Origin of the sequence: Brevibacillus ruminantium, assembly GCF_023746555.1 — a bacterium.
GTDB lineage: Bacteria > Bacillota > Bacilli > Brevibacillales > Brevibacillaceae > Brevibacillus > Brevibacillus ruminantium.
Window position 1 is genome coordinate 4352833 of record NZ_CP098755.1, and the last position, 19540, is coordinate 4372372.

At 53.2% G+C, this 19540-nt stretch carries 13 protein-coding genes, 1 riboswitch and 1 other annotated feature; of the genes, 6 read left to right on the plus strand and 7 right to left on the minus strand.

The window, feature by feature from the left end; all coding sequences use genetic code 11:
• Position 1: 1 nt before the first annotated feature.
• Both NDK47_RS21395 and NDK47_RS21400 read right to left on the minus strand, forming a co-directional pair.
• Entirely contained in the window at positions 2 to 1681 is a 1680-nt protein-coding gene (locus tag NDK47_RS21395; RefSeq protein ID WP_251871783.1) for a VanW family protein, read from the minus strand.
• Between the two features lie 8 nt (positions 1682 to 1689).
• Positions 1690 to 2502 carry a hypothetical protein gene (locus NDK47_RS21400; RefSeq protein WP_251871784.1) on the minus strand — a complete coding sequence of 271 codons (813 nt, stop codon included), beginning with the start codon at positions 2500 to 2502 and terminating at the stop codon, positions 1690 to 1692.
• Between the two features lie 244 nt (positions 2503 to 2746).
• On the opposite strand from NDK47_RS21400, the gene NDK47_RS21405 reads away from it, so the two are divergent.
• The 3 genes from NDK47_RS21405 to NDK47_RS21415 are packed head-to-tail and all read left to right on the plus strand — an operon-like array spanning position 2747 to position 6014.
• Positions 2747 to 3262, plus strand: coding sequence for a prepilin-type N-terminal cleavage/methylation domain-containing protein (locus NDK47_RS21405; RefSeq protein ID WP_251871785.1), 516 nt, complete (start codon positions 2747 to 2749; stop codon positions 3260 to 3262).
• A complete protein-coding gene (locus tag NDK47_RS21410) occupies positions 3259 to 4062 on the plus strand; it encodes a PilW family protein (RefSeq protein ID WP_251871786.1) in 804 nt (267 codons plus the stop codon). The genes NDK47_RS21405 and NDK47_RS21410 overlap by 4 nt, the downstream gene beginning before the upstream one ends.
• Positions 4059 to 6014 (plus strand): hypothetical protein, encoded by a 1956-nt coding sequence (locus NDK47_RS21415; protein WP_251871787.1) that lies wholly within the window; start codon positions 4059 to 4061, stop codon positions 6012 to 6014. The genes NDK47_RS21410 and NDK47_RS21415 overlap by 4 nt, the downstream gene beginning before the upstream one ends.
• Positions 6015 to 6120: 106 nt before the next feature.
• On the opposite strand, the gene NDK47_RS21420 is transcribed toward NDK47_RS21415, so the two are convergent.
• Positions 6121 to 9987, minus strand: a complete 3867-nt coding sequence (locus tag NDK47_RS21420; protein ID WP_251871788.1) for a cadherin-like beta sandwich domain-containing protein — start codon at positions 9985 to 9987, stop codon at positions 6121 to 6123.
• A gap of 241 nt (positions 9988 to 10228) precedes the next feature.
• Positions 10229 to 10416: riboswitch (Lysine riboswitch) on the plus strand.
• A gap of 115 nt (positions 10417 to 10531) precedes the next feature.
• On the opposite strand from NDK47_RS21420, the gene NDK47_RS21425 reads away from it, so the two are divergent.
• Positions 10532 to 11974, plus strand: a complete 1443-nt coding sequence (locus NDK47_RS21425; protein ID WP_251871789.1) for an amino acid permease — start codon at positions 10532 to 10534, stop codon at positions 11972 to 11974.
• An 80-nt stretch (positions 11975 to 12054) separates the two neighbouring features.
• On the opposite strand, the gene NDK47_RS21430 is transcribed toward NDK47_RS21425, so the two are convergent.
• The 4 genes from NDK47_RS21430 to NDK47_RS21445 form a co-directional block, all read right to left on the minus strand.
• On the minus strand, positions 12055 to 12198 hold the full coding sequence (locus tag NDK47_RS21430; protein WP_251871790.1) for a hypothetical protein: 144 nt from the start codon (positions 12196 to 12198) through the stop codon (positions 12055 to 12057).
• A 70-nt stretch (positions 12199 to 12268) separates the two neighbouring features.
• The gene (locus NDK47_RS21435) at positions 12269 to 13453 is read right to left on the minus strand and encodes an aminotransferase (protein WP_251871791.1); all 1185 of its coding nucleotides are present in this window, start codon (positions 13451 to 13453) and stop codon (positions 12269 to 12271) included.
• The gene (locus tag NDK47_RS21440) at positions 13450 to 13950 is read right to left on the minus strand and encodes an Lrp/AsnC family transcriptional regulator (RefSeq protein WP_251871792.1); all 501 of its coding nucleotides are present in this window, start codon (positions 13948 to 13950) and stop codon (positions 13450 to 13452) included. The genes NDK47_RS21435 and NDK47_RS21440 overlap by 4 nt, the downstream gene beginning before the upstream one ends.
• An 81-nt stretch (positions 13951 to 14031) precedes the next feature.
• Positions 14032 to 14272, minus strand: a binding site (T-box leader).
• Between the two features lie 160 nt (positions 14273 to 14432).
• Positions 14433 to 15560, minus strand: coding sequence for a response regulator (locus NDK47_RS21445; RefSeq protein WP_251871793.1), 1128 nt, complete (start codon positions 15558 to 15560; stop codon positions 14433 to 14435).
• A gap of 216 nt (positions 15561 to 15776) precedes the next feature.
• Between NDK47_RS21445 and NDK47_RS21450 the strand changes: the two genes are divergently transcribed.
• Positions 15777 to 17312: a Ppx/GppA phosphatase family protein gene (locus tag NDK47_RS21450; RefSeq protein WP_251871794.1), complete on the plus strand. Its 1536-nt coding sequence runs from the start codon at positions 15777 to 15779 to the stop codon at positions 17310 to 17312.
• Between the two features lie 61 nt (positions 17313 to 17373).
• Positions 17374 to 19500, plus strand: coding sequence for an RNA degradosome polyphosphate kinase (locus NDK47_RS21455; protein ID WP_251871795.1), 2127 nt, complete (start codon positions 17374 to 17376; stop codon positions 19498 to 19500).
• The last annotated feature ends 40 nt before the right edge of the window (positions 19501 to 19540 follow it).

The window sequence follows — 19540 nt, forward strand, 5'->3', positions numbered from 1 at the left end:
GTCACCTCACCGGCGCATCATGCAAAATAATGACGCCATTCTTTTTCTCAACCGTACCGGACGGGCTTCCCCCTGCGCCAGGCACGCCGCCCGTGGAAACAGGTTCAGATGGTTGCCCCGGCAGAACATCGATATCCGGCGGCTTGATACTGCTCGCCTGTGAGGAGCTTTCGGTTCCCCCCGGCCAGGTGCCATCCAGATACTCTCCCTGGTCACCGTAAACGTAATCCGGAGTCCAATCCGTTCCGTTTTCGCTCCAGTCCTCTGCTCCGGCTTCCAGCGGCCAGTCGGCTTCCGTGTTATCCGTACGTTTGCTCCGGGCTAACTGCGGACCGACGGCGACCACATTGGGAATCGGCGGGTAGAGGTTATCGGCCACGAGCACTTTTTTGTCTGCTTGAGGAAAATACAAATACACTTTGGCGCGAAGCCCGTTTTCCCCGATTCGCACGATTCGCTCCTGGTTTGTCACCAGCGAACGGTCCGCCCGGACGATGGTATCAGGCGGAAAATGCTCGTCTATATCCGTCAGCAGCAGCGGCTTTTCTTTGCTGGATGCCGCTCCCCCAAACAGTGCTACCCGCAGCCGGGAATCCTCCACGACAGCATGGATGTACACCGGTGCAGTCTGGCGGTTTGCCACACGCAAATCCATATCCCGGCCATTCACAACGGCTTCCATGCCCAGACGCTGAAAATCAACCGGACGTCTTGCCTGGTGCCGTTCGATGATGTCCAAACCGCTCAGCACCGATGTTTCAAACAGAGCAGATGCGACCTGTGCCGCACTTCCGCCGAGACCATCAGGGATCGTATCCTGTTTGGGGGATGCCGAGGGATGATACCCTTTCGCCTCTGTATACGGGCCAGTTTTTTCGTTAAAGGACAAGACCTGGTTCGGTAAAAGTATGGTCCCGTTCAGCAGACTTGCTGCCTGTTTTACATTGACGAATCGATCAGGAACGGCCGTATTCAAAGGAGCTGTCCATTCCGCGAGCAGATGGACACTGTTCTCCAAATCCTTGCTCACGATTGCAGGGCTTTCTTTTTCGCCCTGAAGCGGGATACGCAGCTCGGTGCGCGGCAGTTGCAGCTCGTTTTCAATATCTGCGACGGTCTTTTCTACATTGACCCGATACCCGATCATCTCTGGAACGACGAGCGCTCTGTTCTGCTCAATTCGCAGCGTCGCCGCCTCAGCCTGCTGTTCCACTTTGCGGGCAATCTCCGTTACTTGTCTGATCAGCTCACTGCGATCATAGACAACCGCCAGCGGAATACTTCGATCTGCTGGCTCGCCAGTCAAGCCGTAAACAAATCCCCGAATGCCCGAAGATCGCTCTGCCTGCTCCGCAACCTTTTCCCATGTCTTTTCTACTTCAAAGCGAATCCCCAGCTTGTCTTTGTCCAGCGAAAAGACGGTCTGCTCCTTCGTCAGGACAATCGGCAAATCGGAGAGCTTGGCGATACTCTCCTGCACACTGTTCCGGGCCTGCTCCATCGTCATCCCTTCCAACGAAACCCCCGCTACGCGCAGGTCGGGAAGTCTGCTTGCGATAGCTGCTTCCGGCCGCTCCCACAAGCCAGAGGCAAGAAGCGCGGCTACACCAAATACACATGACTGGATCAAGAGAATCGTCCAGACCTTGCCCATCAACTTGAACTGTTTCTTTCGCACCACGTCACCGCTCACTTCCGATTCGTTGTGGCCAACTCAGACTGATTGCCTGTGGGCCGCTTCAAATATGTACTGTCTTCTCGCAAAAAGGGATCATCAACCCGGTCCAGCTCTTCTTCAAAGCTGCTTAAAAGCTTGTCCTCGGACGCCCCGTTCTCTTGTGGCCAATTGGAAATGAAGGGTTCTGCCCGATCCGTAAAAAGATTAACCTGCTCCGCCAAGACTTCCACTTGCTCAGCGCATGCATCGTCTGTCGAAGAGTCATCCTTGAGCGTCCATTCCAACAAATCATCATCCACAAAAGCAGTCAATTCCGATGCTGGTTCTCTTTCATCCGGTTCCACCGCATGCTCCACACCAGCTGCACTCTCCGGCTGCAGTGCGGCAGCAATTTCGTCCAGGACCGCCTGCTGTTGACCCGGCTCCCAGGCATGTGGACCTTCAGCCGGGACCGTTTCCGGCGAATACGTCGACAGTGTTGGCGTGTCAGCCGGGATGACACTCTCATGCGACTGAACTGGCAGATTGGTAGACAGCGGATCAGCCATCGCGGCCGCTTCCTCCGAAAATGCTGTTCGTTCAAGCCTGCCTGCAAGGAAATAAGAGAGAGCAAGAGTGATCAGAATGAAAATAACAGCTGTTTCCAGCCTCCCGAGGAATAGAAGCGAGAACGGCAGCAGGGCTCCCAGCAGGATCGCTGTCCCCAAGCCCGCAATTGCAATAAGCCGTTTTCTGGATGGGGTACGTCTGAAAAGAAGCAGAGAAAAAAGAAGAGTGAGTGACAGGTAGACGACGTAATAACCGCTTAAACCTGATAGAATCATAGAATCACCTGTTTATAGCCAATTCATGTTATTTATAGTACTTTGGTGGTAGAATAACATAGGACATTAGTAGTATTCCATTCATTTGGTAGTACTTTATTCGACATTTTTCTCGCTTATCCTCTTGCTTTTTGTCGAAAATTGTTTGTCTCTCTATGAAATGTCACGCTTTTATCACATTAGAATCCGCTTTCAAACCGTTATGATGGGAAAGGAATTCGTAGAAAAGGAGGGAGGCCGAATCATGTGGGCATACAGCCGAAATGAAAAAGGAATGACACTGATCGAAGTGCTTGCCTCGATCGTGATTCTCTCCATCGCCCTGCTGCTGCTCAGCAACTTTCTCGTGCGGGGCCTGGAGCTGTCCGGCAAAGAAGACAGCAAGCTGGTGGCCATGAATCTTGCCAGACAATTGGCAGAAGCGTGGCGTTCCGGAAACGGCGATCTGACTTCCGCAACGATGCCGATTGATCTCCCAAGCGCCCTCTCCGCAAACAAGCTTACCTATCCTCAGTTGGCCCAATTGACCGAATACCTGAAGGATTATGATGTCAAAGAGATTTCTTTTCCGGCCGTGGAAGTAAATGAACGACACTATCAACAAAAGCTCTCCCTCTCCTTTTTGGATGACGCGGCCTATGACTTGCAAGAGAAGACGATGATCCTGATCACCGTCCGGGTCACCTCACCGGAAGGGAAGGAATTGGCTTTGCTCCAATCAGCTATGGCCAACCCTGAAAAAGGAGGGATTTCTCCATGAGACGGTCCCTCTCCCTCACTCGCCTGCTGCGTGATCAGTCGGGGATGACTTTGATCGAAGTGATCGCTTCTCTCTTCATCCTTCTGATGATCCTGATCCCGCTCACCTCGGTCTACGTCTCCGGCGTTCAGGTTTACAACCAGACGAGAGAACAGTCGGCTCTTCGGAACGCAGCGGATTTTGTCATAGGGGACGTGATGCGCACGGTACAGGATGCGACGTACTTTGAGCTGGAAGCTTTGGATGAACGGCAAGAATCGGCTGAACAACAGCTGCTTGTACAAATACTGAAGAGCAAAAAGGCGGGGGAACTGCTGCAATCCAGCTCCGGTAGTCGGCAAAGCCAAGTGTCATCGCTTGAAGGCTCTGCGACTGACGACATCGCGGACAGTATAATTCTGTACAACAGCAAAACAGTGTTCGCACCACTCGGAGATGCCTCTCAGCCCTCCGCCGAAAACAGTGTGAGCCAGTCGCTTTTGACGAGACAGATTTATCGCTTCCCTCCCGTTGATCCCACAGATGAGCTGGTGAAGGCCTTCCGTACGGAACCAGGCTATCTGGTGCGCGGTCTTTTTACGGTCTCCGCGGACAGCAAAACGCTGACTCTCTATCTGCTCGTCGCCCCGCAGGGGGAAAAAATCGTGGATCGGGATGGACAACAGATGCGTTTCCAAAACCTGGAGGAGGTTCTGGCTGAACTGGTCAGGATGGAAGCATACCCTGACCAGATAAGCGGGTACATCCGCCTGGTGAAAACCGATTTTGCCGTCTCCAACCTGAGAGGAGGGTACAAATGAGCCGCCTCCGGAATGAACAGGGGAGCGCCCTGCTGCTTGTTCTGTTTATTGTGGTCTTGTTTACCGTACTGGGTCTGTCCATCTTCAGCTACGTAGTGCAAAGCTCAAGGCAGCATGTTTTCTCCGAGGACGAGATACAAGGCAAGATGCTGGCCGACATGGGCCTTGCCTATTTTCAAAAATATGCCGAACAAAATCTTTCTTACGCCAGGCTCGCCGACGATCTGAAGAGCGGCAGCGGCCAGCAGGAGATCAAAAGGATATTGGATCGGATCGCCGCTGAGATGAACGACGCGGCCCAAAGCGGACCCTACAAACAAACCAATCTCCCCGCTCTCGAAGATGGTACGGTCCAGGGCTTTGCCATCGGGTATCGGATACTGGGGGACGAGATTCGTCTGCAGGAAAATCCCGGACAGCCGTACATATTGAAGCTGCACGTCTCTGTGATTGGCATTCCCGCGCGCGGCAGTCAGGACCTGTCCGTCGTCAAAAGCCGGGTAAGGCTGGACTCGACGGTGTACATCAACACCATTGCGGCGCCGTTTCATTATGCGGTCAGTACGCCTGGCGAGCTGCGTTTGTTCGGCGGTTCCAACATCATCGGCAATGTTACGGCGCATCATGTTATCACGGCCAAAGAGTATCGCTACAGCACGGAAAACCCGGACTCCGCAAAGCCGCCCGTGTGGAATGTAGACTCGACCCGTCCCAAAGAAAACGGCCGCCCCTATCTGGAGGGCCTTCTCTCCCTTTCCCAGCCGGGAAACAGTGCGGATGGGCTGGTGAGCGGGCTGTATCAGCTCAAAGAGGGTGACTTGCAATACGTGACCGAATCAGCCAATCGGATTTCCCTGGAAGATATCCGGGAGAAGCTCGTAATCAGCAATAAAAAAGACCTGGAAGAACTGTTCTCACCCAAAACCTTGGCGAGTGAGAGCCGCGAAACGCTCTTATCCGCACCGGCTGACAAGCCCTATGAGCCCGGCTATGAACCGCCGATCGTCCAGAATACGCCGAATACGGCAAGGCCGCTTGCCTTTCAGGAGGGGCAGACAACGGGAGCGTTTCTTGCGCAGCAAATCAGCCGCGGCAAAAGCAGCTCTGATAAGACGATTCGCGTGAGTACAAATCAGTCCATCCAGCTAGAGGAACACAGCGGGAGGAACGCCTACCTCAACGACGGCTTTCGCACTGTAGATATCGCCCCTGGCACTGAATCCGTGGCGATTCTCGCTGGCGAACCTGTGGGAGAGCTGGACGGAGCGACAGCCACGGTCCTGACTGCTCGCCTGACCGGTGACCAACTGGAGAGCGCAGGGGTACGGCAGCTCTACATCGCCCCGGACTCTTCGGACAGGAGGGCTATGGCTACGGTGGAAATGGGAAGGCTTGGCTCCTTTATCCCGGAGGCGAGCTCCTCTGAAAAAATGAGCGGCGACCCCTTCCGCTTTTCCGGCACGATCTACATCAAGGGAAATCTGGATATCGTCGGAGACATCAGCATCAACGGAACCATTTTTGTCGATGGTGATGTGCTCATCCGGGAGATTACCAATCTGGACAGCAAAAATCTGGCGATCGTCGCCACGGGAACAATCAGTTTGACGTCACGATACGTTCAGGAAACCGATTTTACCCATGCCGTCGACTCGTGGAAGTCACTGCCGCCCTTTTCCGCCTTTCTTTATTCGGAAAAGTCGATGGAAATATACTCAATCGCCTCCTTTAACCGCATCCAGGGAGGAATCGCAACCGGCAGCCCAGACTCCTATATCGAGCTGAACACAAAACGAGAGGATAAACGCCTTGCCTCCCGCCTCGCCATCCAGTTCAACCGCCGAATCTTTGAAGCAGAGACACCCGGTCTGCCGTCAGCAGAGGAGTTTTTTGTCGACCTGTATGATCTGCAGTACAGTCCCCATCCGGGCGACGTGCAAATCACTCCCTGATTTAAAGCTAAGGCCGTTGAGACGAGGGCATGAAGCGAAAAGAACCTGAGCGCAGTTTAACCGTGAACTGCATCCCAGGTTCTTTTTCATTTGCATTTCTTTCCCTTTAGTTCAAATTATTCTTCGCTTTTACCGTTACGTCCGCTTCCTGTTTGTACTCTTTTGTCCACAATACCTCGTGGGTAATCGAGTGAAGCATTTTGATCTCTACTAAGATGGCTGCCTTATAGGTCTGGCTCTGCCCCGATGTGGTCTTTAAATTTTTCACGATGCGGTTCTGCCCGTTTGTGATCGAGACTCCTTTGCCGGCCTTCAGTTCCCCGATGAGATCAAGCTTTTTATTTGCTTCGGCAATGGCGTAGCTGGCTGAGGTAAGTCTCAGTCCTTCACTGCCGTCAAAGCTGTATCCAAGCTGTACCTGGACCGCACGATTTTCCAGGGTTTCATGGCCGTTATCCACTTTGATGTACACATGGGGTGAGAAATCCTCCGGAACTTCTCCGCCGCCTCCACCGTCATTGCCCTTTTCCGGCAGCAACAGCAGAGTTTTTACTGTCATCGCCCGCTCATCCTCTACGCCATTGATGAGCGTGACCGCTTTCACTGTCACCAGTGTGTCCACCAAGCCGCCCGCCCCTTTTTCAAAGGGGACAACGAATTCTCCAGCGATTCTCTGACCGTTCTGCCTCAAGGAAAATTCCGTCCAATCCCGCTGTGATGGTGTCTTGTAGTACCATTCTGTCGTCACCTGGATCGTCTCTGGCATCGGCTGGACAACCACTTTGACGTAATCATCCAGCCGCTCCCCAGATTTCAGCGTAAAATCGGGCGGGATCAGGCTTTGTCCGATAGATACCTTACGAACGACCATCTCATGTTCATCGGGACTGCCGTCCGGCTGTCGATAATCCCCGTCCTGATTGAAATCCTGGAACATCCCGACAACCAGCGTTGTGGTGCCTACCGGATTCAGTGGAATACCCGTCGCCTTTCGTCCCTGGTTAAAAGGAATCCAGGGCGAGTCTACTGTTACCTCTTTGAGTGGAACATCCGGGAGCCAGAAAAATTTCACCTCGTCCAGCACCGGCGTGGTCGGCGTCGCCGTCAAGACACCCGTGCTGGTAACGAGCGGCCCCTCACGCTCCAAAGTCGCTGTAAATGCCGTAACCGGATTGAACAGCAGGGTGTTGCGCACCGGATCAGCCGGAATGCCAAAATCATTTCGGGCATCAACCGTGATCACGGCCGGCTTCACGCGCAAAACCTCCCCGATCTCTGTACCGGATTGTTTCCGGGCAGCCTCTATCTCAAAGGTATAGGTCACCTTTTGCCGGCCATTTCCAAGGGAGAGCGGCTCCGACTGGGTGAGTGCTGCTGCCGGAAGCGATACACCGTCAATCCGGATATCAACCCGAACGGGAAAAGCGGCTGCGTAATCAATCACTTCTGCCGTGATGACAGCTTTTTCCGGATACGGGACATTCCATCCCTGATTCGCAGAGACACTTAACTCCGGCTTGCTTGTCACGGTGATCTCACTGGTTGCCGAGAACTTGCCATCTGGTGTGTGCACCGTGATGACGGCGCGACCAGGCTTCGTGCCGGTGACAATACCGCTGGATGAAACGGTTGCCACTGCAGGGTCACTTGATGTCCAGACGACGCTGCGGTCCGCATTGCTCGGTGTGATGGTCACTTTCAAGCCGATGGTTTCCCCCACGGTTAGAGTCGCATTTTTCGGAGAAACAGTGAGGCTTGTGACAGGCGGAATATTGGAGTCGACCTGCAACGTCACGTTGTTAAAAAAGCGACTGTTGACCACTGATCCCTCGCGATAGCGAAACTGCGATTCGGACAGCAGATACGTGCCGATCCGGGTCGGCTTGACAGTAATGCCCAAGGTTACAGGCGCCGCTTCGTACCGATCTCCGTTGCGAGTAAAGGTGATATCCGGGACATTTAGCGTCAACACACCGTTTGCCACAGTTTTGCTCCAGTTTTTATCGATACTGACAATATTCACTTCAGGCGGAAAAGGCTCCGTCAGTGTAACATCTGTCACAGTAAACGATTCGGGCAAGGGGCCGTATCCGATAAAGTTGGCGATCACCCGGTTATTCACGAGCGAAATGCCAAATGTGGCAAACGCATTTACCGTAATACTGTCGCGGCCATGCAGATCATTCACAAGCTGACTGGCATCCACAAGCGGGATCGTAATCTCCCGCGTGCCCGTCTGGATCAGTTCTTTCAGCCCCGCCAGAATGTCACTTTGCTTGGCGCTTGGCTCTGTCGTCAGACTCTGATTCACAGAGACTGTGCCGTCGTAGCCGGAAAGAAGCATTTCCCGATAGCTCTTTTTCCCTCTCGTATCCAGGGCAAGCCCGCCGTTGTTGTCATTGCCCTTGCCGCTTGCTTTCACTTTGTCCAGTTCGGCAGCCATGTCGTAGCTTTTTCCGTACACAAACGGTCCATTCAACAAAAAGAACGGGCGAATCCCTGTTGCCCTGTCAGCGGGTTTGCCGGCCAGCCCTTCTGCCTGAAAGGAAGCTGGCGTCACTGTATAGCGAATCTCTGACGTTTCTCCCAGCTTGATGGCTGATTTGGTCAGCGAGCGGGAAAGCTCCATGGAGGTAAGTGGCGTGAGGATAGTCACCTCGTAGGTACGGGTCGTTTTCCCATCCTGCGCAGTTACCGTAATCGTCACCTTTGTCGTTCCCGGTTTGACTGCGATTGCTTTTGGCGTGCCGCTCTCATGCGCCTCTCCATTTACAGTCATGGTGGCCCGGCTGTCTTCCAGGGTGGGCGTCAGCATAACCGTTGGTACGTGACTGTTCAGCTGTACTTCATAGCTGCTCTCCAACTTATCAAAGCCCGGCACAAGCGGGATGAGCGTATCCCCTTTGACAGTCAAATTTTGCAGGAATGCATTGTTGCTCGGCTGCAGCTCCAACTGAAAGTCGAGTCGGGCTTTGCTGCCGGCCACGAAGTTTTCGATCAGCTTGATCTGCGGGATATATCCATCTTTGGACGCCTCTACGGAGACCAGCCCCGCCGGCACCTCACTGAGCGTATACTCTCCCCGTTCATTCGTCAGGGTGGTGACAATTCCCCCCGCAGATACCAGTGCGCCTGCCAGCGGTTTGGGCGTCGGTGAAGAGTCCATAACCTTGCCGGTGATCGTCCCGGTATTTTGATATTGGCCCAGATTGATCAGCAGCTTGACGAAATCGATGGCTCCTGCATCTCCGTATGGGTCTTTTGTTGTTTTGTCATCGAGAACGATGCTGAGACTGCCATCCTTTAAAAGCGGCAGATATTCGTCCGGGATTTTTACGCTGATCAGCTTTCCAACCGGTCCGTGCTGATTCAGCGAGTTGATGATATTCTCCAGAAACGGTGCCCGCACGCCGTTCAGCTCGGCTGTATACTTGACGCGCCCCGGATATTTCTGCGGCTGGTAATCATTGATGAACATCTGAAGGATGGCGCCTTCAATCGGAGTGTTTCTCGTATCAAACGTAATTTTGACGGGAACGACCGGGTTGGCCCCTTTGCTATAGGTATTGGAGCGCGTGTAGCCATCCGCTATGGTATCCGCGTCTCTTGCACCCGCGAGAGATGGATAGCGAAACGAGCTGATGACCATTAGCTGGTCAGTCCCTTGGGGGTCCGTGGACTGGTGAATCACTCTCGGGTAGGGGGCAGGGGTGCTTTTCCCTGAAAACGGATCATAACCGTCCGGCCATCCCATCCCCAGATTGTCGATATCGCCAACCCGCACCATCAGGTCAGCCTCGGCCGTATCGTATTTTACTTCGTACGGCTTGGACCAGTCCCCGTTCAAAGGGTCATTTTTTCGATCTACTGCGGCAAAGGCCGTATTGTCCGTCCACTGGGGCGAGAAGCTCGTCCAACCAATTAAAAATACCAGGCACATCAGGAACAGACGTTGGATGCTCCCTTTTACCATCGGTCCACCTCTTTCCAAAGTTTCGTTGTATGTATGCTTCTGATCGATTGCGCTATTGGAGACAAAATTCCTTATTATGGTACTATTTTACCATGAATAAAGACTCATATGGATAATGGTTTTGAAACAATCTGTTACAACCTGGTTTGCCTGCCTGCCACAAAATCACTATTGAAATTCTGGCATAAATCCATATACTTGAACCATAACATATTTTCATACTATATATCCTCATCTCCACGATGAGGATAGAGGTCGCGGCTTTTATATTATTCTGCACGAGATCCAGAGAAGATCCATGAATGCAGAAGAAGGAAAAGCTGCCGAAGTCTGTTTGCGCGTTCTCTGTGTGCACGGGCTGGGGCTGTACTCGAAAGGGACAGAACTGTCACGTTTGTTTGCCGGCAAACGTGTTGTGCTATCTTCCGTGAAGGCTTGATGGGGATTGGATGATACCGCCCTTATGCCGTTATTGGCTTGTGGCGGTATTTTTGATTTCCGGCCTTCCTTCTAAATAAATACAGAAAGGTCGTGCTTCCCTCTTATGTCTTCAGATCAATTGCAGCGCGGGTTAAAAGCCCGGCATCTGACCATGATCGCGATCGGCGGCTCCATCGGCACCGGTCTTTTCCTGGCCAGCGGCGGCTCTATCCACTCCGCGGGACCTGGCGGCGCACTGGTCGCTTATCTGGCCATCAGCCTGATGGTTTACTTCCTGATGACGAGCCTCGGTGAGATGGCCGCTTTCATGCCCGTCTCCGGTTCCTTCAGCACCTATGCAGCCAGGTTCATCGATCCGTCTCTCGGCTTTGCGCTGGGCTGGAACTACTGGTACAACTGGGCCATTACCATCGCTGTCGAGCTTTCAGCCGGCGCGCTGATTATGAAATACTGGTTCCCCCACACTCCGTCGATGCTGTGGAGCGCCCTTTTTCTCGTTCTGATGTTTGGTTTGAATATGCTTTCCGTAAAAGGTTACGGGGAATCCGAGTTCTGGTTTTCCCTGATCAAGGTAAGCACCGTCATCATCTTTATCATCGTCGGCACGCTGATGATTTTTGGAATCATGGGCGGTGAAGCGGTCGGCTTCAGCAATTTTACCAAAGGTGACGCCCCGTTTAACGGCGGCTTTATGGCCATTCTCGGCGTCTTTATGATTGCCGGCTTTTCCTTCCAGGGAACGGAGCTGGTCGGGATAGCGGCAGGGGAAAGCGAAGATCCGGCGCGCAACATCCCGAAAGCCGTCAAGCAAATTTTCTGGCGCATCCTGCTGTTCTATATTTTTGCCATCTTCATTATCGGTTTGCTGATTCCTTCTGACAATCCCAACCTGGTCCACAGCGACATTGCCGATATCGCCGTCAGTCCGTTTACTCTGGTCTTTGAAAAAGCGGGCTTTGCCTTTGCTGCCTCGGTGATGAATGCGGTCATCCTGACCTCGGTTCTCTCAGCGGGCAACTCCGGTATGTACGCCTCCACGCGGATGCTGTACGTGCTTGCCAAAGAAGGAAAGGCTCCCAAGCTCTTCGCCAGACTGAACAAGCGCGGCGTGCCTGTAAACGCCCTGCTGCTGACTGCCAGCATCGGCATGTTTGCCTTTTTGGCTTCCTTGTTTGGTGAGGGCACCGTGTACATCTGGCTGCTGAATGCTTCCGGCATGTCTGGCTTTATCGCGTGGCTGGGAATTGCCGTCAGTCACTATCGGTTCCGAAAAGCGTACCTTGCGCAAGGCTACCAGCTTAGCCAGCTTCCCTACCGCTCCAAATGGTTCCCGTTTGGCCCTATCCTGGCCTTTATCATCTGTCTGTTCGTAGTGCTCGGCCAGAACTACACGGCTTTTACCGGGGACTCCATTGACTGGAACGGCGTACTTGTCTCCTACATCGGTCTTCCGCTCTTCCTCGCCGTATGGCTGGGGTACAAGTTTACGATGAAGACCAAGCTGGTTCCGCTTCAGGATGTCGATCTTTCCTGCAAAGAAAGATAGCGGACATTCCATTCGAACAGGGCAGGCAAACAGAGTCAGTCACGCAGGGGCAATGTCAAAGCAACGTTATGCAAGCAATGTCAGGCAAGGCAGGGCAGCACTTGCTGATCGTGCTGATCGACGTGCATGGAGCCATGAATACTGTCTTCTCCAAACCGAAAGGCCGGGGCTTTTGTCTCCGGCCTTTTTTCTTCAAGCACGCCATCTGCTTTTTTATGTTTCACGCTTCGTTCTGCCTGCTACCTCTTCATTCCTGCAGCATGAACGGCTTCCGGTACCAAAACCTGCTTTTTGTCACCCGGCAGATACCTTCTGGACATATCGGCCAATCCGCTCCAGCGCCTTTTGCAGTTGCTCCAGCGAGGTCGCATAGGAGCAGCGGATATGCCCCCTGCCGCAATCGCCGAACACATCCCCAGGCACGACGGCTACCTTCTCCTGCAAAAGCAAGCCCTCAGCAAACTGGGACGCCTCCAGACCTGTAGACTGGATCGAAGGGAAAGCGTAAAAGGCTCCCTCCGGCTCATGGCAGGCCAGGCCAATCTCCTGAAAGCCCTGAACCACGAAGTTGCGCCGCTGACGATAGCTCTCTACCATCCGCTCCATGTCGGACTGTCCATGACGCAATGCCTCCAGCGCTGCCATCTGGGCCATCACAGGTGCACAGAGCATCGTGTACTGGTGGATTTTCAGCATGCCGGACAAAAGGTCAGGGGAGGCACAGACATACCCGAGACGCCAGCCAGTCATCGCAAACGCTTTGGAGAAGCCGGAAATCAGGATGGTGCGATCTTTCATTCCAGGCAGGGCTGCGATACTGTCGTGCATCCGTCCATACGTCAGCTCTGCATAAATTTCGTCGGAAATGACCAAGAGATCATGTTTCTCAATAACCGGCAGCAGTCGTTTCCACTCTTCGGCGGTCATCGTGCTGCCGGTCGGATTGTTGGGATAGCAAAAGATAATCGCCTTGGTCCGCGCCGTGATGTGAGCCTCCAGTTCTTCGGGCGTCAGCTTGAACTGCTGCTCGGCCGTCGTCCGCAGGAAGACAGGAACACCTCCCGCCAGTCGGATGACCGGCTCATAGGAGACATAGCAGGGCTCTACGACTAGAATCTCATCTCCCGGATCGACAATCGCCCGCAGCGCAATATCAATCGCTTCACTTGCCCCGACCGTTATCAGCATCTCTGTCTCTGGATGATAAGAGACAGCGAAGCGCTCCTCCAGGTATTTGTTGATTTCGACTCTCAGCTCCAGCAAGCCCGCGTTGGATGTATAGGCGGTGTAGCCTCTCTCCAGCGAGGAGATGCAGGCTTCCCGCACCCGCCAAGGGGTGACGAAGTCCGGCTCACCGACACCAAGCGAGATGACTCCCTCCATGGAAGCCGCCAGGTCAAAAAAGCGGCGAATCCCCGATGGTTTGAGCGCAGACACGGTTTGCGACAGGCGGTTGCGTACCACAGTTTGCTGACTCATGGCGTAACCACCATCCTGCGGTCTTCGTCCCGGTCTTCAAACTGAATACCGTCATGCTTGTACCGTTTTAAAATAAAGTGCGTGGCCGTCGAGACGACTGAGTCCAGTGTCGCCAGCTTTTGCGAGACAAATGCCGCTACCTCCCGCATCGTTTTTCCCTCCAGTACCACAGACAAATCGTAGCTTGCCCCGGACATCAGGTAGACAGCCTCCACTTCAGGAAAACGACAGATGCGATCGGCTACCTCGTCAAAACCAACGTCCCGCTTCGGCGTCACTTTGACATCGATCATCGCAGTCACACAGGGATGATCCTCGACCAGGTCCCAGTTGATCAGGGCCGGGTATTTCACGATGACTTTGTCTCTCTCCAGCGCGGCGATGGCTTCCTCGACCTCTGCTTGAGCGACGCCCATCAATCGGGCAATTTGTTCAGGTGTTCGGCGGCTGTCATCCTCGAGCAGTCGCAGCAGTTCTCGTTGCTTCTGACGATCCATTTCTCTCCACTCCATTCTCTTATCCAAGGTCAGAACAAAAAACGCCCCAGCAACCGACCGGTTAAAATCCCGGTAATCGGTTGCTGAGGCGAACTGTTCGCGGTACCACTCAGCTTTCTGTTCCCCTCGCGAAGAACAGACTCTGGAAGTCTTGCTGAAGACTTGCGACGAATAACGGTGTCCATCCGCTGCTTTCTACTGTTGTTTCAAAAGCAGAGCTCCAAGGCGGCTTCAAAGGGAGGTGATGGCAGCCCTCCCAGCATACGGGCCTGCTCTCTGGGCATCAGCGCTCTCTTTTACTCTTCCTCATCCAAGCTGTATGTGATAAATTTTTTGTCCAAATCAGGAATGACTCAGATTATAAAAAGAACTTCGCCACTTGTCAATAAAGGGATGCAGGAAAAATCTGTGTCCGGGTGTTTTGACTCAGCGGCTTTATTGATCGAAATGGCTGACCGCTGTAAAGAACGCCATGCTTTTGCCTAGGTTTCTTTCCAGTTTTTGTACCATTCCCGTACCAGCGGGGAAACCGATTCATCAAAATGCTCTTTGACCATTTTGACAAAACTGTTGTATTGGGCCTCGACCAAATCCCGCTTGCCCATAAGCTCGTATAATTTCATCAGCTCCAGATAGGTTTCTTCCCCTTCGGGATGAAGCTTTTGCATCTGATGATAGACATTCGAGGCCTTCGTAAAATCTTTGACCGAAACCAGATGCTGCGCAACCTCATTGGCCTGATAATACCAAAGAGAGCGCAGACGCTGCCGTTCGTTTTCAGCCCAGCCATAATCGCAATCCTCCAGATAATGCCCCCTATACAGCTCCAGAAGCTCCAGATGCTTTTTGATGGATTCATCCGTGACCTCCCCCGCCTCACGCAGCCCGGTTTCCCACACATCAACATCGGCTTTCATGTTGATCAACTCCAGCATGTAGCCGTCTTCCAGGCTCTTGATTTGAATGCCGCTCCTCAGTAGATCCAGTGTTTTGCGAATTTGGTAAATCGTTGTATACAGCTGTGAAAAAGCTTTTTTCCATTCCACATCCGCCCAGAAAAGGTCGAGCAACGCCTCTTTTCGCACAAGCTGCTCCCGGCGGTAAAGCAGATAGGAGAACAGCTCCTGCGCCTTGGCCGTACGCCAGCGAATTTTCTCCGGTCCCTGCCCGGCCAACTCGATCTGGAGCGACTGAAGGCAGCGGATCATCCCTGTTTGGATAGCCTGCTGTTCAATCACTCCGTTTTTTCTTTCTCGTAAACGCTGGATTGTTTTGGCCAATCTTTCGCTTTGGACAGGCTTCAGGACGTAATCAATCGCATTTAATTCAAACGCCTTCACAGCGTATTCATCATAACCCGTGACAAAGACGAAATCGGTTTCAGGAAGCTCGTGCGAGACGATTTCAGCCAGCTCCATCCCGTTGATCTGCGGCATCTCTATGTCCAGAAAAACGACATCCGGTGACAACGCCTTTACTTGTTTCAGGGCTTCAAAAGGATTCTGAAACTGTCCGACCACTTCCATACCCTCACAACGGCTTAGCAAACTGTCTAACAGATGTATTGACAGGCGTTCGTCATCTACGATAACCGCTTTCAGGTTAAACACCCCCGACGTCTTGTCCTTCGCTATTTGTCTATTGTACCTCAGGACCTGTCAGACGGCTTATATCTTTCCCAATCTTTACACTTTGGCTCAAAAGCGCGAAGGGGAGGTTTGCGCTCTTCATGTTTTACACAGACTTTCCAAGAACAGCCGATCCTATGGCATAATGGAAGTAGAAATACGGACAACAACGAAACTGTCAAAAAGCGAGGATTTCCGATGCATAACGATATGGGAGTCATCGACCTTGGCTCCAACACAGCGCGGCTGGTTATCTACCAGCAGGATGCGCAAGGACTCGTATACGAATTGGATAATATCAAGCGAGGGCTGCGGCTGAGCAGTCATCTGCAGGACGGACGGCTGGACCCGGCCGGGTGGGAAAAAACCATGGCGTGCATGCGTCAGTTCCGCGATATTCTGGCAGCCCATCAGGTATCGAAGGTGATCGGCGTAGCCACCGCAGCGGTCAGACAAGCAGAAAACGGCGGCGAGCTGATCAAGTCCATCGAAGCAGAGACGGGCATTACCATGCGCGTATTGAGCGGCGAGGAAGAAGCCAGGTACGGCTATCTGGCTGTCATGCACACGATGAATCTGTCAGAAGGCATTACGGTAGATATTGGCGGAGGCAGCACCGAGCTTACCTACTTTGCTGATCGGAAATTGCAGCATTGCGTCAGCTTTCCCTTTGGCATCGTCACACTGACACGCCTCTTTCTCCATCAGGACCCGCCCGCACCCGGAGAAGTCACGTCCTTGCGGGATTTTCTGATCACGCAGTTTCAGACCTGCGACTGGCTTCGGGACAAAGCCTGCCCGGTTATCGCGATCGGCGGTACGGCGCGAAATCTGGCCAAGATGCATCAACGCAGCACGGGGTACTCTCTGGGCAGCCTGCATCATTATCAGCTGTCCGCAGATACCGTCCAAAACATCCTGGCTGCCACCCTCTCTCTGCCGTTGGAGGAGCGAAAACAACTGCCCGGTCTTTCCAAGGACAGAGCAGACGTCATCTTATCCGGGCTTTCGGTCTTTGACACCTTGCTTACCCTCTCCGGCGGCAAAGAACTGATTGTCAGCAATAAAGGCCTGAGAGACGGTGTTCTCTATGAGGCGGTATGGGGCCCTGCGCTTCCTCCCGATGCGACCGCTGTCAGGAAGCGCAGCATCGAACAGTTCATGCAGCGCTACAGGATCGACAAAAAGCATGCCGAGCATGTGCGAGACCTGGCTCTCTCCCTATTTGACCAGCTTGTGGACGGTGGCATTCTGCCGTATTCCGATGCCGAGCGGGATTTTCTGGAGGCAGCCGCTCTCCTGCATGATGCCGGACGCTCCATCAACGTCTATGAAGTCTCTGAGCATACCTTTTACCTGCTCTCCAATGTTTTATTATGGGGATACACACATCGTCAGCGGCTTCTCATCGCGATGATCGCCTCCTACAAAAACAATAAGCTGCTGCTACAGCAGGTCGCCACTCACGCTGATATCCTCAGCAAATCGGACAAGGGCACTGCTGAAAAGCTGGGCATGCTCGTCCAGCTTGCCCGCTCACTGGATCGTACGATGATGCAGCAAATCAAACAAGTCCAGCTCGAGATTGGAGAGAAGGAGACCCTCCTGCACTGCTATGGAACCAAGCCCTCTCTGATTGAGTACGATCTGTTGGAGGAGACGGTGCAAAAAGCGGCAAAGGCATGGAAAAAACCGGTCAGGGTGTTCGTCCACAGCAGCTTAACACACTCTTAACAGAAGATTGCTATACTGGAATCGTTTTCATCATTATCTCTGGAGAAAAAGGTTGATCCACATGGAGCATTTTGACAATCCAAACTACTACATAAACCGCGAGTTAAGCTGGGTGGCATTTAATGAACGGGTGCTGGGCGAAGCGTCCAATCCGGATTATCCGATATTGGAACGTCTGAAGTTTATCGCGATTGCCAGCAGTAATTTTGACGAGTTTTTCATGGTGCGCGTAGCCGGACTGAAGGATCAGGTGAAAGCTGGCTTCAGCAAGCCGGATAACAAATCAGGGATGACCCCGACCCAGCAGCTTGCCGCGATCTGGGAGCGAACGCATACCGTCATGCAGCGGCTGTTCGATGTGTTGAAACACGAGATCATGCCTGAGCTGGAGCAGGCCGGTATCCGTTTTTTGAAAAATGAGCAATTGAACGCGGAGCAGCGCCAGTTTGTCGACGGCTTTTTTCACCACCATTTGTACCCCGTCCTGACGCCGATGGCGGTCGATTCCAGCCACCCTTTCCCGATGCTGCTGAACAAAAGTCTGAATCTGGCCGTCCTGCTGGAGGACCCGGAAGATCGGGAGGAAGGGCCGCTTTTTGCAGTTGTGCAGGTACCGTCTGTTGTGCCGCGTTTTTTAGAGCTTCCTTCTCCCGCTGGAGAAGCCCATTTCATTTTGCTGGAAGACGTCATCCGCGATCATATGGACAGCCTGTTTCAAGGGTATCGCATCCTGGAGTCGAGTCCGTTTCGGATCACCCGCAATGCCGATTTGACAATCGATGAGGACGAAACGGAGGATTTGCTGGAAGCCATTGAGCAGGAGCTGCGCAAGCGGAAAATGGGAGAGCCGGTCCGCCTCGCAGTCGACGCCTCAATGAGTGACTTTTTGCAGCTCACTTTGCAGGACTGGCTAGAGCTGGACAATTCCGAGGTATTCAGGCTGGACGGGCCGCTTGACCCCAGCTTTTTCTTTAAATTCTACAGCTTGCCCGGCTTTGATCATCTCCGTTTTGAGCCGCTGGTCTCCCAGCCTCCGCGCGACCTGTTCGGCTCTGAAGATATCTTCGCCACGATCAGGCAACGGGATATCCTGCTGCATCATCCCTATGAGTCCTTTGATCCCGTCGTCGCGTTTGTGCAGCAGGCCGCTGCCGATCCCAAAGTACTGGCGATCAAACAGACGCTGTACCGTGTCAGCGGCGACTCCCCCATCGTCAATGCCTTGCTGCGCGCTGCAGACAACGGCAAGCAGGTAACGGTCCTGCTCGAATTAAAGGCCCGCTTTGACGAGGAGAACAATATCGTCTGGGCCAAAAAACTGGAGAAGGCCGGCTGCCACGTCATTTACGGGCTGGTCGGTCTCAAAACGCACAGCAAAATTACCCTGGTCGTGCGGGCAGAGGATGACGCGCTTCGCCGCTACGTCCACCTGAGTACAGGCAATTACAACGATACGACTGCTCGCATCTATACAGATATCGGGATGCTTACCGCTCGCGAAGAGTTTGGTATCGATGCAAGCCATTTCTTTAACCATCTGTCGGGGTACTCCCATCCGCCGGCCTGGAAAATGATCGCCACCGCACCGGTCGGATTGCGTGAAACCTTTTTGCGCCTGATTCAGCGAGAGCGTGACAAGAGCCTCGCCGGAGTGCCTGCCCGGATCATCGCCAAGATGAATTCGCTCACTGACAAGCAAATTATTGAAGCGTTGTACGAAGCCTCTTGCGCGGGTGTAAAAATTGACCTGATCGTCCGCGGGATCTGTTGTTTGCGTCCGGGCATTCCAGGTGTCAGTGAAAATATTCGCGTCATCAGCATCATCGGAAGGTTTCTGGAACACAGTCGGATCTTCTGCTTCGGTAGCGACGGGGATGAAGCAATTTTTTGCTCCAGTGCCGACTGGATGACCCGCAATATGGTCGCCCGCGTCGAAATTCTCTTCCCGGTCCTTCAGGAAGACCTCAAGAAGCGTATCCTGCACATGCTGGACGTGATGCTCAAAGACAATGCAAAATCCCATCTTTTGCAGCCCGATGGAACCTACCAGCGGATTTTGTCCGATGACCCTTTTCCCTTGAACAGCCAGGACACTTTTTGGGAAGAAGCCTATCAATTTGTTCAGGAGCAAGAGGCGGACAATTCGCTTCAGCGTCTTCAGCCCATCACCACAGCCCCGGAAGAATAAACGGCATGTGATGAATGAAAAAAAGGCGGCCTCTTTCCCC

What these genes read in the sequence shown, in the direction of transcription:
- NDK47_RS21405 (WP_251871785.1), top strand. Translation starts at nt 2,747, where the DNA reads ATGTGGGCATACAGCCGAAATGAAAAAGGAATGACACTGATCGAAGTG.
- NDK47_RS21435 (WP_251871791.1), bottom strand. Translation starts at nt 13,453, where the DNA reads ATGAGTCAGCAAACTGTGGTACGCAACCGCCTGTCGCAAACCGTGTCT.
- NDK47_RS21415 (WP_251871787.1), top strand. Translation starts at nt 4,059, where the DNA reads ATGAGCCGCCTCCGGAATGAACAGGGGAGCGCCCTGCTGCTTGTTCTG.
- NDK47_RS21420 (WP_251871788.1), bottom strand. Translation starts at nt 9,987, where the DNA reads ATGGTAAAAGGGAGCATCCAACGTCTGTTCCTGATGTGCCTGGTATTT.
- NDK47_RS21400 (WP_251871784.1), bottom strand. Translation starts at nt 2,502, where the DNA reads ATGATTCTATCAGGTTTAAGCGGTTATTACGTCGTCTACCTGTCACTC.
- NDK47_RS21425 (WP_251871789.1), top strand. Translation starts at nt 10,532, where the DNA reads ATGTCTTCAGATCAATTGCAGCGCGGGTTAAAAGCCCGGCATCTGACC.
- NDK47_RS21440 (WP_251871792.1), bottom strand. Translation starts at nt 13,950, where the DNA reads ATGGATCGTCAGAAGCAACGAGAACTGCTGCGACTGCTCGAGGATGAC.
- NDK47_RS21410 (WP_251871786.1), top strand. Translation starts at nt 3,259, where the DNA reads ATGAGACGGTCCCTCTCCCTCACTCGCCTGCTGCGTGATCAGTCGGGG.
- NDK47_RS21455 (WP_251871795.1), top strand. Translation starts at nt 17,374, where the DNA reads ATGGAGCATTTTGACAATCCAAACTACTACATAAACCGCGAGTTAAGC.
- NDK47_RS21450 (WP_251871794.1), top strand. Translation starts at nt 15,777, where the DNA reads ATGCATAACGATATGGGAGTCATCGACCTTGGCTCCAACACAGCGCGG.